Below are 15,308 nucleotides of genomic sequence, written 5' to 3' on the forward strand. Positions count from 1 at the left end.
GCTACATCTCCTCCGTGACGTAACGGTGAAGCCAGGTGCGGAACTCCGGGCCCAGGTCCTCACGCTCGCACGCGAGACGGACGATGGCCCGCAGGTAGTCCCCGCGGTCCCCGGTGTCGTAGCGGCGGCCGCGGAAGACCACGCCGTGCACCGGGCCGCCCACGCTCTCGTCGGCGGCCAGCTTCTGCAGGGCGTCGGTGAGCTGGATCTCCCCGCCGCGGCCCGGCTCGGTCTCCCGCAGTATGCCGAAGATCGCCGGGTTGAGGACATAGCGTCCGATGACCGCGTAATTGCTGGGTGCGTCCGCCGCGTCCGGCTTCTCCACGAGTCCGGTCACCCGTACGACGTCGGGATCGTCGGTCGGCGCGACGGCGGCGCAGCCGTAGAGGTGGACGCTGGCGGGGTCGACCTCCATGAGGGCGACGACGGTGCCGCCGGTCTCGGCGTGGATGTCGACCATGCGGCGCAGCAGCGGGTCGCGGGGGTCGATGAGGTCGTCGCCGAGCAGGACGGCGAAGGGCTCGCGGCCCACGTGCGGCTCGGCGCAGAGCACGGCGTGCCCGAGTCCGCGCGGGTCGCCCTGGCGCACGTAGTGCATGGTCGCGAGGTCGCTGGACTCCTGGACCTTCTTGAGACGGTCGTCGTCACCCTTGGCGATGAGGGCCGATTCCAGCTCGTAGTTCCGGTCGAAATGGTCTTCGAGGGCGCGCTTGTTGCGTCCTGTGATCATGAGTACGTCGTCCAGGCCGGCGGAGACGGCCTCCTCGACGACGTACTGGATCGCCGGCTTGTCGACGACCGGAAGCATTTCCTTGGGGGTCGCCTTGGTTGCCGGAAGGAACCGAGTGCCGAGGCCCGCGGCCGGGATGACGGCCTTCTTGATCACGGGGTGCGACTGAGTCATGGGCAGCACGATAGTGGGTCCTACAGAACCACCAGGACAGATTCCGACAAATAAGACCGCTTATCGGATGGTTTGAAAGGATAGTTGAGTCAGCCGTGGTAGAGAAGCAGTCACAGCCCTCCCGAAACCCGGCGGCCCCGGTGGCCGAGAAGGCCACTCTGCGTCGTGAACTCCTCGCCGCCCGCCGCTCCCTGTCCCCCGAGGCCCGTCGCGCGGCGGCCCTCGCGCTCTCCCGCACCGCCCTGGAACTGCCCGAACTCGCCGACGCCCGCACGGTCGCCGCGTACGTCTCCGTCGGCGGCGAGCCCGGCACGAGGGAACTGCTCGACGCGCTCCGGGCCGCCGGCAAGCGGGTCCTGCTGCCCCTGCTGCTCCCCGACAACGACCTCGACTGGGCCGTGTACGAGGGCCCCGACAGCCTCGCCGAGGCCGCGCACCCGGGGAAGATCCGACTGCTGGAACCGGCCGGGCCGCCCCTCGGCCCGGACGCGGTCACCGGGGCCGATGCCGTCCTGCTGCCGGGGCTGGCCGTGGACCGGCGCGGCATGCGGCTCGGGCGCGGAGGAGGCTCGTACGACCGGGTGCTGGAACGGCTGGAGCGGGCCGGGGCGCGTCCCGCGCTCGTCGTGCTCCTCCACGACGAAGAGGTGGTCGCGCGGGTCCCGGAGGAACCGCACGACCACCCCGTTCAGGCGGTGGCCACCCCGTCGGGGGTGATCCGTTTCTGAGCCGTGTCGCTTACGGCTTCAGCGTGAGCGTGTCGACCGTGGCCTTGTCGACGGCCGCCTTGCCGAAGGGCCAGTCCAGCAGTTCGCCCTTGGCCCACAGCGTCGTCTGGTCGGTGTAGTGGGAGTGGTACGCGTGCCCCGAGGCGCCGGTCAGGTTGATCCAGCGGGACTTGTCCAGGTCGTTGAGGTTCACGACCATCCGCATCGACGGCACCCAGGTCACCCCGTAGCCGCTGGAGGCGTTCCAGCCGGTGGCGTTGACGGTGGCCTCGCCGCCGCCCAGGTTCCAGGGGCCCCGGTTCAGCAGCCACTGCAGGTAGCCCGGGCCCTCGGTGCCGATGGTCTGGTTCTTCAGCGTCAGCTGGTGCATGCGGCCCCAGCTCCAGGTGGACTGGTCCTTGCCGAGCTTGGCGGTCAGCTCCCAGCGGGCGTCCTTCATGGCGCGCGCGAACAGCTCGTCGCGGGTCTTGGTGGCCGGCTTGTTGCGCGCGGCGGGCGCCTGCCACCAGGCCGACTTCTCGTCCTTGACCAGGCGCCGGACCACCTCGAACCAGCGGTCGCCGCCGTCGGGCTGCGCCGAGTCGGGGCCGCGCGTACCGCACTCGCGGACCGTCTCGGCGAGGTCGTCGACCGGGCCCGTGCTCTCCGCGCGGACGTTCATGCAGCTGCCCTCGACCCGCAGCTCCTTCGGCATCTTGTCGCCGAAGGACAGCTTGAGGATGTTGCGCCAGACCGCGTTGAAGTACGCGGCCGCCGCCGAGTCGGGCTCCTGGGTGTAGTTCCAGCCGTCCAGCAGCTTCTGCGCGGAGCGCACGTCCGGGTCGGAGATCTGGATCTTGGCCAGCATCGGGGTCAGCAGCGCGGCGATCTCGCTGCTGTTGTCCATCTGCATGGTCCGCATGTCATCGGTGGAGATCTTGCCGTTGTCCTTGGTCTTCGCCTCGATGAGGTCGTTGATCCGCTGGCTGCGGGCGCCGTATCCCCAGTCGGTGGTGAGCAGGTGCGGGTACTTCCCCGCGCCGGTGCCGCTCTCGACGACCGCCTGGTTGGCGGTGACGATGTAGCCGCGGGCCGGGTTCAGGTCCCACGGCATCTCGTCCTGCGGGATGTAGCCCGCGTTGCCGTCCTTGCCGCCCTTCCAGGCGTACTTCGGGTCCCAGCCGGGAGCCGGCATGCGGCCGTCGCCCGTGGTGCGGATCGGGACGCGGCCGGGTGCCTGGTAGCCGATGTTGCCGTTGGGGCCCTTGTTGTCGGCGTAGATCAGGTTCTGCGAGGGGACCTCGAAGTCGCGCGCCGCGGCGCGGAAGCTGTTGAAGTCCTTGGCCCGGTTGATCTTGAAGACCGCGTCCATCGACTTGCCCGGGTCCAGCGCCGTCCAGCGCAGGGCGACGGCGTAGCCGTTGCCGCGGTCGGGGGCGGAGCTCGCCACCGGGGCTCGGGTGCCGACGCCGGCGAGGTCGTCGCTGCGGTCGGAGACCAGCGGCCCGTTGTTCGTGGTGCGGACGGTGATCTTCTTCTCGCCACCGCCGGCGATCTTGATCGTCTCCTCGCGGGTGACGAAGGGGACGACCTTGTCGCCGTAGAGGTAGCCCTCGGGCTTGACCTGCTCCAGGTAGAGGTCGGTGACGTCGGCCCCGAGGTTGGTCATGCCCCAGGCGATGTCGGCGTTGTGGCCGATGACCACGCCGGGCATGCCCGAGAAGGTGTAGCCGGCGACGTCGTACTGGCACCGGGGCGAGGCCGCGCGGCAGTGCAGGCCCATCTGGTACCAGACCGAGGGCAGCTGCGGGGACAGGTGCGGGTCGTTCGCCAGCAGCGGCTTGCCGGTGGTCGTGTACTTGCCGGCGATGACCCAGGAGTTGGATCCGATGCCGCTGCCGTTGGGGCCGAGGATGGCCGGGATCTGGTCGAGGGTCTTGGCGAGGGAGGTCAGCCCGGTGCGCAGGCCGACGCTCGCGCCCTGGGCGGTGGCGTCGTTGGCGAGGCCGGTGGTGGTGCCCGAGTTCAGGGAGGCCTGCGAGCCGGTGCCCGCGCCGTTGCCGGAGCCGTTGGCGGAGCCACCGCCCGAGCCCGAGCCGTTGCCGGAACCGTTACCGCTGCCGTTGCCGTTGCCCGCCTGGCCCTGCGGGGCGTACTTGCCGCCCGTGACCGCGCCGCCGTCGACGATCGGCTTGTTCCGGTCGAAGGGGTACGCCGGGTAGAGCTCGTTGATCTGCTGCGGCGAGAGCTTGCCCGACATCAGCGAGCGGTCGATCTCGTCCTGCATGTTGCCGCGCAGGTCCCAGGCCATCGCCTTGAGCCAGGCCACCGAGTCGACCGGGGTCCACTGCTCGGGCGCGTAGTCGTCACTGAGCTTGAGGGCGGCGTGCTCGACGGACAGGCTCTTGCCGGACTTCCCCTTCAGGTACGCGTTGACACCGTCGGCGTAGGCCTGGAGGTACTTCTTCGTCTCCGGTGAGAGCTTGGTGTCGTACTCGGCCTGCGCGACCTGGCGCCAGCCGAGGGTGCGCAGGAAGGCGTCGGTCTCGACCTGGCCGGAGCCGAACATCTCGGAGAGCCGCCCGGACGTCATGTGACGGCGGACGTCCATCTCCCAGAAGCGGTCCTGCGCGTGGACGAATCCCTGGGCGCGGAAGAGGTCCTCGTCGCTGTCGGCGTAGAGCTGCGGGATCCCGTGCTCGTCACGCTTGACGTCGACGGTCCCGGTCAGGCCGGGGACCTTCAGGGAGCCGGTGGTCTGGGGGAAGGAGGCGCGCACGCTGTCGACGCTCCAGTAAGCCCCGTAGCCGAGGCCCGCCAAGAGCGCCAGGACCATGACGAGCACGATCAGACGTGCGCGTCGTCCCTTCTTCTTGACGGAAGGGCCGGTTTCGTTGGCGGGCATCGCTGTCCTTAGAGGGGCAGGGTGGTCCTGGGAGTGCTGGGAGCAACCATAGGCGCAGGACCGGGTCCGATGATCCGCCAGGGGTCGAGCTGCTGAGGACAGGGCCGTTACGGCGATTCACAATGTGACTATCGCGTCAAGGAATCGTCAAAGATTAGGTAAGGTAACGAAGTACTTGCCGGACGCGCCCCGGGAGGAACGATCCGTCGATCCGCGGGCGCTCTGAGGAAAGGGCCGCCCGCTGACTGTCCACACGCTCAATGAGCTCCTGCTGGTCTGCTCGCTCGTGCTGCTCGTCGCCGTCGCGGCGGTACGCATCTCTTCACGCAGCGGCCTCCCCAGCCTGCTCATCTACCTCGGCATAGGCATCGCGATAGGCCAGGACGGGATCGGCAACGTCGTCTTCGACAACGCCGAACTGACCCAGGTCATCGGCTATGCCGCGCTCGTCGTGATCCTCGCCGAGGGTGGTCTGGGCACCAAGTGGAAAGAGATCAAACCGGCCTTGCCGGCCGCGATCTCACTGTCATTGGTGGGCGTCGCGATCAGCGTCGGCGTCACCGCGGCGGGGGCGCACTACCTCGTCGGGCTCGAATGGCGGCAGGCCCTCCTCATCGGCGCCGTCGTCTCCTCGACGGACGCCGCCGCCGTCTTCTCCGTACTGCGCAAGGTCCCGCTCCCCTCCCGGATCACGGGTGTGCTGGAGGCGGAGTCCGGCTTCAACGACGCCCCCGTGGTCATCCTGGTCGTCGCCTTCGCGACCGTCGGCCCCGTGGACCCCTGGTACCTGCTGATCGGGAAGATCGCACTGGAGCTGGCGATCGGCGCCGCGATCGGCCTGGCCGTCGGCTTCCTCGGCTCGTACGGACTGCGGCACGTGGCGCTCCCCGCCTCGGGCCTCTACCCGATCGCCGTGATGGCCATCGCCATCACCGCGTACGCGGCCGGCGCCATGGCGCACGGCTCCGGCTTCCTCGCGGTGTACCTCGCCGCCATGGTGCTCGGGAACGCGAAGCTGCCGCACTGGCCGGCCACCCGCGGGTTCGCCGACGGACTCGGCTGGATCGCGCAGATCGGCATGTTCGTGCTGCTCGGCCTGCTGGTCACCCCGCACGAACTGATCCATGACTTCTGGCCGGCGGTGATCATCGGGCTGGTGCTGACGATGGTCGCGCGCCCGCTGGAGGTCTTCGTCTCCCTCCTGCCGTTCCGCCTCCCCTGGCAGGAACAGGCCCTGATGTCGTGGGCGGGCCTGCGCGGCGCCGTGCCCATCATCCTGGCGACCATCCCCATGGTTTCCGGGATCGAGGGCAGCGATCGGGTCTTCAACATCGTCTTCGTGCTCGTCGTCGTCTACACGCTGGTCCAGGGGCCGACGCTGCCCTGGCTCGCGCGCAAGCTGAAGCTCGGGGACACCGACGAGAGCGCCGCCGACCTGGGCATCGAGTCGGCGCCGCTGGAGAAGCTGCGCGGGCACCTGCTGTCCTTCTCCATCCCGGCCGCCTCGCGGATGCACGGCGTGGAGGTCGGCGAACTGCGTCTGCCGGCGGGGGCCTCGGTGACCCTGGTGGTCCGGGACGCGAAGAGCTTCGTACCGGCGCCCTCCACCGTGCTGCGGCGCGGCGACGAGCTGCTGGTCGTGGCCACGGATCCGGTGCGTGACGCGGCGGAGGCGCGGCTGCGCGCGGTGGCGCGGGGCGGCAAGCTCGCGGGCTGGCTCGGAACGGGTGAGGGGCACGCGTGAAGGCGACACGAGAGCGCGCGAGGGTTCGTTCGAGCGGCTCCAAAGTGAACGCTTCACGCGAGGCCGACGTTAGAGCGACGTTCTAATTCGGCCATTTTCGGGGGAGTATGCCCCGCCAAATCCCCATATTCACGGGTTCTGGAATGCGAAGTTCCAGTTAATCCCAGGTGGAGGCACCACCTGTCGTCGTAATCACAGGGCGTGATAGGGAATGTCCCTGTACGATGAAGGCACACCACATCGAACCAACTCTGCCTGACGCAGAGCTGGCGCGACCGCAAAGCGGCCGTGGCACCCTCCCGCAGTGGGCGCCCAGGTATCACTCGGTTCTGCGCAAGAGGACAGCTCTCGGGGCTCCCACATGTACGGGTGCGATCGCTCACAAGGTGATGCATCGTCCGCAGTCGGGGAGTTCTACCAGGCAGCGGAAAGGCCAGGCCGTGACATCCGCGGTCACGACCGACACGTCCGCCCGCCCCGGCTACGGACAACTCCTTCGCACTCCCGGCGCCCTCGGCTTCCTGCTCCCGGGCTTCGCCGCCCGACTGCCGTTCGGCATGCTGACCATCAGCATCCTGCTGCTCGTCCAGCACACCACCGGCTCCTACGCCAACGCCGGCATCGTCGCCGCCGTCACCGGCATCTCCATGGCGCTGTGCGCCCCCGTGATGGGCAACCTCACCGACCGCCACGGCCAGAGCGCCGTCCTGCTGCCGGTCGTACTGATCCACTCCGCCGCCGTCACCGGCCTGGCCGCGCTGGCCCTGGCCGGCGCGCCGGTCTGGGCGCTCGCCGCCGCCGCGATCCCCGCCGGCGCCTCGGTGCCGCAGGTCGGCCCGATGGTCCGGGCCCGCTGGGCCGCGAAGCTGGAGGGCTCCCCGCTGCTGCCGACGGCCGCCGCGTTCGAGTCCGTCACCGACGAGTTCACCTTCGTCGTCGGCCCGGTCCTCGCGACCGCCCTGTGCACCGGCATCCACCCCGCCGCCGGTCTGATCACCGAGGCCACCCTGAGCCTCCTCGGCGGACTGCTGTTCGCCGCGCAGCGTCGGACCCAGCCCCCGGCACACGTCCAGGTCACCGGCGAGGCCAAGCGCGTCTCGGCCCTGACCTCCCCCGGTCTGCGCGTCCTGATCGTCGCCTTCCTCGGGATCGGCGCCGTCTTCGGCGGCATGCAGGTCTCCCTGGCCGCCTTCTCCAACGAGATCGGCAACCCAGGCGCCAACGGCCTGCTGTACGGCATCTTCGCCGCGGGCAACATGATCGCCGGCATCGCCTGCGGCGCCATCGCCTGGAAGATCGGCCCGCGCCGCCGGCTGCTGTTCGGCTACATCGGCCTGACCGCCTTCGCGTCCCTGCTGTGGACCGCCGACTCGACGGTCCCGCTGGCCGCGCTCGGCCTGTTCGTCGGACTGTGCATCGCCCCGGCCCTGATCACCGGCTACACCATGGTCGAGTCGCTGATCCCGGCGAACGCCCGCACCGAGGCCTTCACCTGGCTCACCGGCGCGGTCGCCTTCGGGCAGGCCATCGCGGTGATCGTCGCCGGCCGACTGACCGACGCGCACGGTTCCTCGTACGGCTTCCTGGTGCCGCTGGCGGCCACCGCCCTGGCGCTGGTCACCCTGCTGGCCCTGCGGGCCAAGCTCGCGCCGCAGGCGCCGAGCCGGATCGTGAACGCCTCGTCCACCCACGAGAGCGCCACGGAGGCCGACTCGGGCGACGCCCCGGAGAACGCCGAGACCGCTTCCGCGACCGACGAGGAGACCGTCACGGGCACCACCGCCCGGCGGGGCAGGCAGCGTGATCTGACCACCGTCTGAGCGTGGCCTGGGTCACCGCGTGCCGAGGACGGTGGACTGATCGGCCGGAATACGTCACCATGGAGCGTCGTTAGCACTCATTGAGTCAGAGTGCCAGGAGGAAATTCGTGCCGACCTACCAGTACCAGTGCACCGAGTGCGGTGAGGGCCTTGAGGCCGTGCAGAAGTTCACCGATGACGCACTGACCGTGTGCCCGAACTGCGACGGACGCCTGAAGAAGGTGTTCTCCGCGGTCGGCATCGTCTTCAAGGGCTCCGGCTTCTACCGGAACGACAGCCGCGGCGCGTCGTCGAGCAGCACCCCTGCCTCGAAGCCCGCGTCCACGTCGTCCACGACCTCGACGGCCGCCGCCCCGGCCGCCTCGTCGTCCTCGACGTCCGGAAGCGGCAGCTCCACCTCGGCTGCCTGATCCCGTCAGTCTTCCGTAAGGCCCCGCAGCCCTCTCAGGGCAGCGGGGCCTCACGCATGCCCGGTTAGGCTGACCGCATGGCGAATGCAGAGATCGGTGTCATCGGCGGCTCGGGCTTCTACTCCTTCCTGGAGGACGTCACGGAGGTGCGGGTCGAGACCCCGTACGGGCCTCCCAGCGACTCCCTGTACCTGGGCGAGCTGGCCGGCCGGTCGGTGGCCTTCCTGCCGCGCCACGGACGCAGCCACACCGTGCCCCCGCACAAGATCAACTACCGGGCCAACCTGTGGGCCCTGCGCTCGGTCGGCGTCCGCCAGGTGCTCGGCCCCTGTGCGGTGGGCGGCCTGCGGGCCGAGTACGGTCCGGGCACACTGCTCGTCCCCGACCAGCTGGTCGACCGTACGAAGACCCGCGCCCAGACCTTCTTCGACGGGGAGCCGCTGCCCGACGGCAGCGTCCCGAACGTCGTGCACACCACCTTCGCCGACCCCTACTGCCCCGTCGGCCGCGACGTGGCCCTGGCCGCGGCCCGCGGCCGGGACTGGGAGCCCGTGGACGGCGGCACCATGGTCGTCATCGAGGGGCCGCGGTTCTCGACGCGCGCCGAGTCGCGCTGGCACGCCGCGGCGGGCTGGTCGGTGGTCGGCATGACGGGCCACCCGGAGGCGGTCCTCGCCCGTGAGCTGGGGCTTTGCTACACCTCCATGGCGCTGGTGACCGACCTGGACGCGGGCGCCGAGACCGGCGAGGGCGTGTCCCACACCGAGGTCCTCAAGGTGTTCGGCGAGAACGTCGGGCGCCTGCGCGAGGTGCTCTTCGACGCGGTGGCGGCCCTGCCCCCGACGGAGTCCCGCGCCTGCCTGTGCACGCACGCGCACGACGGCTGGGACCTGGGCATCGAACTGCCGTAGCCGCCTTGGCCGACGTGGCCGACGTGGCCGCCTTGGCCGACGTGGATGACGTGGCCGGCCCAGCCGCCTTGGCCGACGTAGCCGCCTTGGCCGACGTGGATGACGTGGCCGGCGCAGTCGGGGCAGTCGGGGCCCGGCGGTCCCGGAGGCGGTCCGTGTGCCGGGGTTTGCCAGGCGCGGACCGGCGGCGCTCGCGGGGCGCGGGTTCGCCAGGCGCGGACCTTCGGCCCTCGTGGGGCGCGGATTCGACGGGCGGGCGTTCCGGTGGGCGCGGTGGGGCTCGCGGGAGGCGGGGTGTCACGTTCCGCGGGGCTGTGCGGTCAGAGCTGTGGAGGACCGGCCATCGGGGCCGTCCCGCACAGGAGGCGACCACCATGCCGCGCATCTCGCTCACCCCGCCCCGCACCCTCCTCAACCGCCTCGGCGCCTGGTACGCGCGCCGCGCCTACGGCAAGGTGCTCGCGCCCGGCCTCGCGTACGGGCACAACGCCCGCGTCCTCCTCGCGTACGTCCGCCTCGAACGGCAGGTGGCGAAGTGGGGGGCTCTCGACGGACAGTTGAAGCATCTCGCCGTGATGGCGGCGGCGGCCCGCGTCAACTGCTCGTGGTGCGTGGACTTCGGCTACTGGGAGGGGCACGAGAAGGGTCTGTCCCCGGAGAAGGCCCGGAACGTGCCGCGCTGGCGCGAGGCCCGTGACGTCTTCACCGAGCCGGAACTGCTGGTCATGGAGTACGCCGAGGCCATGACCGAGACCGAGCCGACCGTCACGGACGCGCTGGCCGCCGAGCTGATCGCCCGTCTCGGCGAGGCCGCGTTCGTCGAGCTCACCGCGATGGTCGCGCTGGAGAACTGGCGCTCGCGCGTCAACAGCGCCTTCGGGCTGACCAGCCAGGGGTTCGCGGAGGCCTGCCGGAACCCGAACGCGGGCTGAAGCGTGCGCGCCGGTCCCCCGTGGGGGTGGCGGGGTTGTCCACAACCTGGGGATCGTCCACAGGCCCGAGCACAGACGGGCGGGGCGGCGGATCGTGAGGGGTGTCCGGGCGTCGGCCCGGACATCGGCGCACGAGCGATTCGGCGGTGTTCATCATGTCCAGGACTGCTTCCCGGCTTCCCCTCTCCTCCGCGTGTCCCCCCGCGCGTCCCGTCCCCCTCTTCCCGCCGCTCCGCGTGGGGCGGGGCGGGGACCGGCTGCGGCGTGCCCTGCGACGTCGGCGGCGGGTCGGCGCGGCCGGCCTGGCCGTCGTGGCGGCCCTGCTGACCGCGGGCGGGACGGAGGCGCGGGCCTCCCGGGGCAGTGCGCCGCCCGAGGCGAAGCCACCGCCCGCGGTGGTGCGGATGGTGTCGGCCCCCGTGCGCATCGCGGACGCGGCGACCGTGCGGCTGCTGCGCCCCGGAGACCGGGTGGACGTGGTGGCGGCGGAGCGGGCGGGACCGCCCCGGGTGGTGGCGACGGCGGCCCGAGTTGCCGAAGTGCCGGAGCCCGAGCAGGGTGTCGGGGACGGCGGGGCGTTGGTGGTCCTGTCCGTGCCCCGGGAAACCGCGCGGGCCCTCGTGGGGGTGGGCAGTGTGTCACGCCTGGCGGTGACCCTGTGCTGAATCGCACACGCGCCCAATCAAGTCACCTTGAGGTGAGGACCGATTGGACACGCCCGGCCCGTACTGCCGTAGCTTTCGGAACCGTTGGCTCCGTGTTTTGTGGATGTGAAGAGAGGCTCAGTGGTGAGCGAGAACAAGAAGGAGAGCGTCCTGGCAGGCTTCAAGGCCTTCCTGATGCGCGGCAACGTGGTCGACCTCGCGGTGGCCGTGGTCATCGGTGCGGCGTTCACGAACATCGTGAACTCCATCGTGAAGGGGATCATCAGCCCGCTGGTCGGAGCCGTCGGAACGAAGAACCTGGACGTCTACTCCTCGTGTCTGAAGGACACCTGTGGGGTCAACGCCAAGGGCGAGCCGACCGGCGTGAACATCATGTGGGGTTCCGTGCTGAACGCCACGCTGACCTTCCTGATCACCGCGGCCGTCGTCTACTTCCTGATGGTGCTGCCGATGGCGAAGTACCTCGCCAAGGTCGAGCAGCGCCGCAAGGCCAGGGAAGGCGTCCAGGAGACGATGGAGATCACCGAGCTGGTGGTCCTCAAGGAGATCCGGGACACCCTGGTGGCACAGCGCACGGCGTCCGTCTCCGGTGCGGTCGACGGCCGTGGAGCGGGGCAGGGCCAGGGCCAGGGCCAGGGCCAGGGCCAGGGCCAGGCTCCGGGTTACGGCCAGGGCTCGGGCTACGCGCAGGGCCCCGGCTACGCGCAGAACCCCGGCTACGGCCAGGGTCCGGGGTACGGGCAGGGGCGCGACGGCTCGCTCTGAGCCCGCCCGCTCAGACGTGGTGCGGGGGCTTCTCGTCGAGGAAGCGGGCCAGGTCGGCCGCGCTTCCGCCGGCGGGGGGTCGCTCGCCCCATCCCCGGTCGGTGTCGTCCGAGGACTGCCGGTCCAGCGGGTCGTCGAAGTCGATCCTGGCCTTCGGCTTCGGCTTGGCCGCAGGGGCCGCGGGATCGGGCGTGGACACGGGCGCGTGGTGCGCGTCCTGCGGGTCGGAGGCGGGGGCGGTACTCATGGCTCCAGGGTACGGCCGCCCCGACCCCCGCCTCCGGCCCCGCTCGGCTGGGGGCTTCCGCGCCCTCACGAGCGTGGAACCGCCGGCACACGGCGAGACAGGTGGCGTAGAAGCCGATGAACAACCACAGCGCGTTGGTCACCGCCATCCCCGCGAACATCGCGGGGATGAAGAAGGAGATGAAGAAGAAACCGGATGCGGCGCCGGCCGAGGAGAAGCCGGTGACGGCGCCGGCCTCCATCTCGGACTGCTGTATCGCGGCCTCCCGCGCTGCCGGGCCCTGACCCTCGGCCGCCCGCATGTGCTGGTCCCGGAAGATCACCGGGATCTGCCGGAAGGTGGGACGGGGCCTGCGGCATCCAGTGCGCGATGGGGCGGCCCGGGCGGTACCGCGCCGGGGTGGCACGCGTCAGAGGAAACGCACCGTGAGCGACGGAAGCAGGTCCCGTCCCACGCAGTGCGTTGGTCGCTCCGTCCACCGCGCCAAGGACCGGGGCTCCACCACCGGGAACGACCGGCCGGGGTAGTCGGTGCCCATCCCGTCGAAGCCGGAGTCGTCGAAGCCCGGGTCGTCGAGGCCCTGCTCCACGCGGCCCTGCCCATCGAAGCCCGGGGCGTCGAACCCCTGCTCCACGCGGCCCTGCCCATCGAAGCCCGGGGCGTCGAACCCCGGCACGCGATGTCCCCCGACGAGTCCGCCCGGGGTACGCGGGCGCCACGGGCCGCGCGCCTCGCCTGCCGACCCGCGACCGGCTGCTGTGCTGGGCCGTATGACGTACGTACCGATGACCGCCCGGAGCCGGGACGAGAGCCACCGCGCCGCGACTCCCCTGGAGCTCTTCTTCGACCTGTGTTTCGTGGTCGGCGTGGCACAGGCGGGCCGCCAACTCGTCCACGCCCTGGCGGAGGGGCACGTGGGCAGCGGCATCACCGGCTACCTCTTCGTGTTCTTCGGGGTGTGGTGGGCCTGGATGAACTTCACCTGGTTCGCCTCCGCCTACGACGTCGACGACATCCCGTACCGGATCGCGACCCTGGTGCAGATCTCCGGGGTGCTCGTGTACTCGGCCGGAATCCCGCGCGCCTTCAACGACAACGACTGGACCGTCGCGGTCATCGGCTACCTGGTGATGCGCATCGCGCTGACCTTCCAGTGGCTGCGGGCGGCCGCCGGGGAGCGCGGTCCGGCCCGCCGCTGCGCGATCACCTACGCGGTGGGACTGCTGATCTGTCAGGCGGGTTGGACGGCGCTGCTCCTGGCCCCCGAGAGCGCCCGGCAGTGGCTGTTCCTGGTCATGGTGGTGGCGGAGTTGGCGGTGCCGGTCATCGCGGAGCACGGTCACCAGACGCCGTGGCATCCGCACCACATCGCGGAGCGGTACGGCCTGTTCACCATCATCGTGCTCGGCGAGACCATCGCCGCCAGCACGGTCGCCGTGCAGTCGGCGATCGACGAGCACGAGGCACTGGGCGAGTTGCTGCCGATCGCGGCGGGCGGTCTGCTGCTGGTCTTCGCCGCCTGGTGGATCTACTTCGCGGTCCCCGTGCACGAGGGGCTGCGCACCAACCGCGATGCCATCCCGTGGGGTTACGGGCACTTCGTGATCCTGGCGTCGGCGGCGGCGATCGGCGCCGGCATCGAGGTGGCGATCGAGCAGGCGGTGGGCAAGGCGCACGTCTCCGACCTGGCCGCGAACCTCGCGGTGGCCGTCCCGGCCGCGCTGTTCCTGCTCTTCGTGTGGTTCCTGCACTCCCGTCACTTCAAGCGGGGCATGGCCCAGCAGCTGGTGCTCCCGATCTCGGCCCTGGCCGTCCTCGCGTGCTCCTGGACCGGCGAGCACGCGGTGCTGTGGATCGGACTGGTGGCGGCCGCCACGGTGGCGGTGGGCGTGACCTTGGCCGAGCGGGCGCGTTCTGGTGCGTGAAGACGGTCGGGGGCGATTCGGCGTGCTGCCGACGAATGGGAAGAAGGTGCGGGCATGACAGTCCCGGCACAGCGGTACGAAGACCGACCGGGGGCCGAGCTGGCCGATCCGGCCTTCTGGCAGTCACCCCCGCAGACTCGGCTGGCGGCTTTCGCCCGGCTGCGGGCGCTCGATTCCCCGGTGTACGTGCCCGAGGGCCGGGATCGGGGCCACTGGGCCCTGGTGCGGCACGCGGACGTGCAGGAGGCGAGCCGGCTGCCCAAGGTGTTCGCGAGCGCGCCCGGGGTCACGACCCCGGAGCCGCCGCGTTGGGTACGGGCGTTGTTCGGGGACTCCATGGTCAACCTGGACGGCCCCGACCACGCGCGGTTGCGCAAGGTCGTGCAGCGGGCCTTCACCCCGAGGCTGTTGGCCGCGGCCGAGGAGGACATCCACGCGGTGGCGGCCAGGATCGTGGACGACGTGCTGGACGAGCGGCCCGACGAGTTCGTCTCGGCGGTGGCTTCCCGGCTGCCGCTGGAGGTCATCTGCAACATGATGGGCATCCCGCAGGCCTACCGGGCCGAGATCGCGGACCGGGTCAACCACGCCTCCGAACACATCGGCGTGGAGCGGGGTCTCGCCGCCCGGCTGCGGATGCCGGGGCGCGGGTTGCGCGCGCTGGCCCGGATGCAGCGGATGGTCGCGGGCATCGGGCGGGAACGGCGCAGGAATCCGACCGACGACCTCATCTCGGCGCTGGTCTGCGCGAACGTGGACGGCCAGGCCCTGGGTGCCCGGCAGCTCGGTGCGTTCTTCTCGCTGTTGATGGTGGCCGGCGTGGAGACGACCCGGAACGCGATCACGCACGGGCTGACCCTGCTGACCGATTTCCCGGACCAACGCGATCTGCTGCTGTCGGACTTCGAGGCGTACGCGGACGGCGCGGTGGACGAGATGATCCGCCACTCGACGCCGATCATCCAGTTCCGTCGCACGGTGGTGGCCGAACACGACCTCGGCGGGCACCTGTTCACGCCCGGCGACAAGGTGGTGCTGTACTACGCCTCGGCCAACCGCGACGAGGCGGTCTTCCCCGACCCCGACGCCTTCGACATCACCCGCTCGCCCAATCCGCACCTGGGGTTCGGGGGCGGCGGTCCGCACTTCTGCCTGGGCGCGCATCTGGCCCGGGTGGAGATGAGGTCACTGTTCCGGGAGTTGCTGACCCGGCCTGTGGGGCTGCGCGCGGTGGGCCTGCCGGATCTGGCGGGTTCGAACTTCGACAACCGGGTGCGTTCGCTCCGCTTCGCCTTCGAACAGCCGTGACGCGACCGGCCACCGGGATTGGCCACCGCGACCGGCCACCGGGCGGGCTGGGAGCCCGGCGGCCG

13 protein-coding genes and 2 pseudogenes are annotated in these 15,308 nt (G+C 70.8%); 11 read left to right on the plus strand and 4 right to left on the minus strand.

Annotation, left to right across the window (positions count from 1 at the left end; all coding sequences use genetic code 11):
* Window position 1 precedes the first annotated feature (1 nt).
* The gene (gene galU / locus OHA84_RS16035; protein WP_053679757.1) at window positions 2-904 is read right to left on the minus strand and encodes a UTP--glucose-1-phosphate uridylyltransferase GalU; all 903 of its coding nucleotides are present in this window, start codon (window positions 902-904) and stop codon (window positions 2-4) included.
* A 95-nt stretch (window positions 905-999) separates the two neighbouring features.
* Between galU and OHA84_RS16040 the strand changes: the two genes are divergently transcribed.
* Complete coding sequence (locus tag OHA84_RS16040; RefSeq protein WP_053679577.1) at window positions 1,000-1,632, plus strand: 5-formyltetrahydrofolate cyclo-ligase; 633 nt, start codon at window positions 1,000-1,002, stop codon at window positions 1,630-1,632.
* A gap of 10 nt (window positions 1,633-1,642) precedes the next feature.
* Here OHA84_RS16040 and OHA84_RS16045 read toward each other — a convergent pair whose 3' ends face one another.
* The gene (locus OHA84_RS16045) at window positions 1,643-4,516 is read right to left on the minus strand and encodes a penicillin acylase family protein (protein WP_266971111.1); all 2,874 of its coding nucleotides are present in this window, start codon (window positions 4,514-4,516) and stop codon (window positions 1,643-1,645) included.
* A gap of 241 nt (window positions 4,517-4,757) precedes the next feature.
* Here OHA84_RS16045 and OHA84_RS16050 point away from each other — a divergent pair, with 241 nt between their 5' ends.
* The 7 genes and pseudogenes from OHA84_RS16050 to OHA84_RS16080 all read left to right on the plus strand — a co-directional run.
* Window positions 4,758-6,260 carry a potassium/proton antiporter gene (locus tag OHA84_RS16050; protein WP_266950619.1) on the plus strand — a complete coding sequence of 501 codons (1,503 nt, stop codon included), beginning with the start codon at window positions 4,758-4,760 and terminating at the stop codon, window positions 6,258-6,260.
* 440 nt (window positions 6,261-6,700) lie between these two features.
* Window positions 6,701-7,972 (plus strand): annotated as a pseudogene (locus OHA84_RS16055) (MFS transporter); the annotation flags it as partial.
* Window positions 7,973-8,187: 215 nt separating this feature from the next.
* Entirely contained in the window at window positions 8,188-8,490 is a 303-nt protein-coding gene (locus OHA84_RS16060) for an FmdB family zinc ribbon protein (RefSeq protein ID WP_266947752.1), read from the plus strand.
* Between the two features lie 77 nt (window positions 8,491-8,567).
* Window positions 8,568-9,401 carry an S-methyl-5'-thioadenosine phosphorylase gene (locus tag OHA84_RS16065; protein ID WP_053679586.1) on the plus strand — a complete coding sequence of 278 codons (834 nt, stop codon included), beginning with the start codon at window positions 8,568-8,570 and terminating at the stop codon, window positions 9,399-9,401.
* A gap of 374 nt (window positions 9,402-9,775) precedes the next feature.
* Window positions 9,776-10,333, plus strand: a complete 558-nt coding sequence (locus OHA84_RS16070) for a carboxymuconolactone decarboxylase family protein (RefSeq protein WP_053679588.1) — start codon at window positions 9,776-9,778, stop codon at window positions 10,331-10,333.
* A 155-nt stretch (window positions 10,334-10,488) separates the two neighbouring features.
* Window positions 10,489-10,998: a hypothetical protein gene (locus OHA84_RS16075; protein WP_053679759.1), complete on the plus strand. Its 510-nt coding sequence runs from the start codon at window positions 10,489-10,491 to the stop codon at window positions 10,996-10,998.
* 174 nt (window positions 10,999-11,172) lie between these two features.
* Window positions 11,173-11,634: pseudogene (locus OHA84_RS16080) on the plus strand (MscL family protein); the annotation flags it as partial.
* A gap of 139 nt (window positions 11,635-11,773) precedes the next feature.
* On the opposite strand, the gene OHA84_RS16085 reads toward OHA84_RS16080, so the two are convergent.
* Window positions 11,774-12,010, minus strand: coding sequence for a hypothetical protein (locus OHA84_RS16085; RefSeq protein ID WP_053679592.1), 237 nt, complete (start codon window positions 12,008-12,010; stop codon window positions 11,774-11,776).
* 116 nt (window positions 12,011-12,126) lie between these two features.
* Between OHA84_RS16085 and OHA84_RS16090 the strand changes: the two genes are divergently transcribed.
* On the plus strand, window positions 12,127-12,294 hold the full coding sequence (locus OHA84_RS16090) for a hypothetical protein (protein WP_266947764.1): 168 nt from the start codon (window positions 12,127-12,129) through the stop codon (window positions 12,292-12,294).
* Window positions 12,295-12,419: 125 nt separating this feature from the next.
* Here the strand turns inward: OHA84_RS16090 and OHA84_RS16095 are convergent, their stop codons facing one another.
* Window positions 12,420-12,686: a hypothetical protein gene (locus OHA84_RS16095; RefSeq protein ID WP_266971103.1), complete on the minus strand. Its 267-nt coding sequence runs from the start codon at window positions 12,684-12,686 to the stop codon at window positions 12,420-12,422.
* A 94-nt stretch (window positions 12,687-12,780) separates the two neighbouring features.
* On the opposite strand from OHA84_RS16095, the gene OHA84_RS16100 reads away from it, so the two are divergent.
* Both OHA84_RS16100 and OHA84_RS16105 read left to right on the plus strand, forming a co-directional pair.
* Window positions 12,781-13,935, plus strand: coding sequence for a low temperature requirement protein A (locus tag OHA84_RS16100; RefSeq protein ID WP_078999021.1), 1,155 nt, complete (start codon window positions 12,781-12,783; stop codon window positions 13,933-13,935).
* A 54-nt stretch (window positions 13,936-13,989) separates the two neighbouring features.
* Window positions 13,990-15,243, plus strand: coding sequence for a cytochrome P450 (locus tag OHA84_RS16105; RefSeq protein ID WP_053679598.1), 1,254 nt, complete (start codon window positions 13,990-13,992; stop codon window positions 15,241-15,243).
* The last annotated feature ends 65 nt before the right edge of the window (window positions 15,244-15,308 follow it).

Source organism: Streptomyces sp. NBC_00513 (genome assembly GCF_041431415.1).
Taxonomy (GTDB): Bacteria; Actinomycetota; Actinomycetes; order Streptomycetales; family Streptomycetaceae; genus Streptomyces.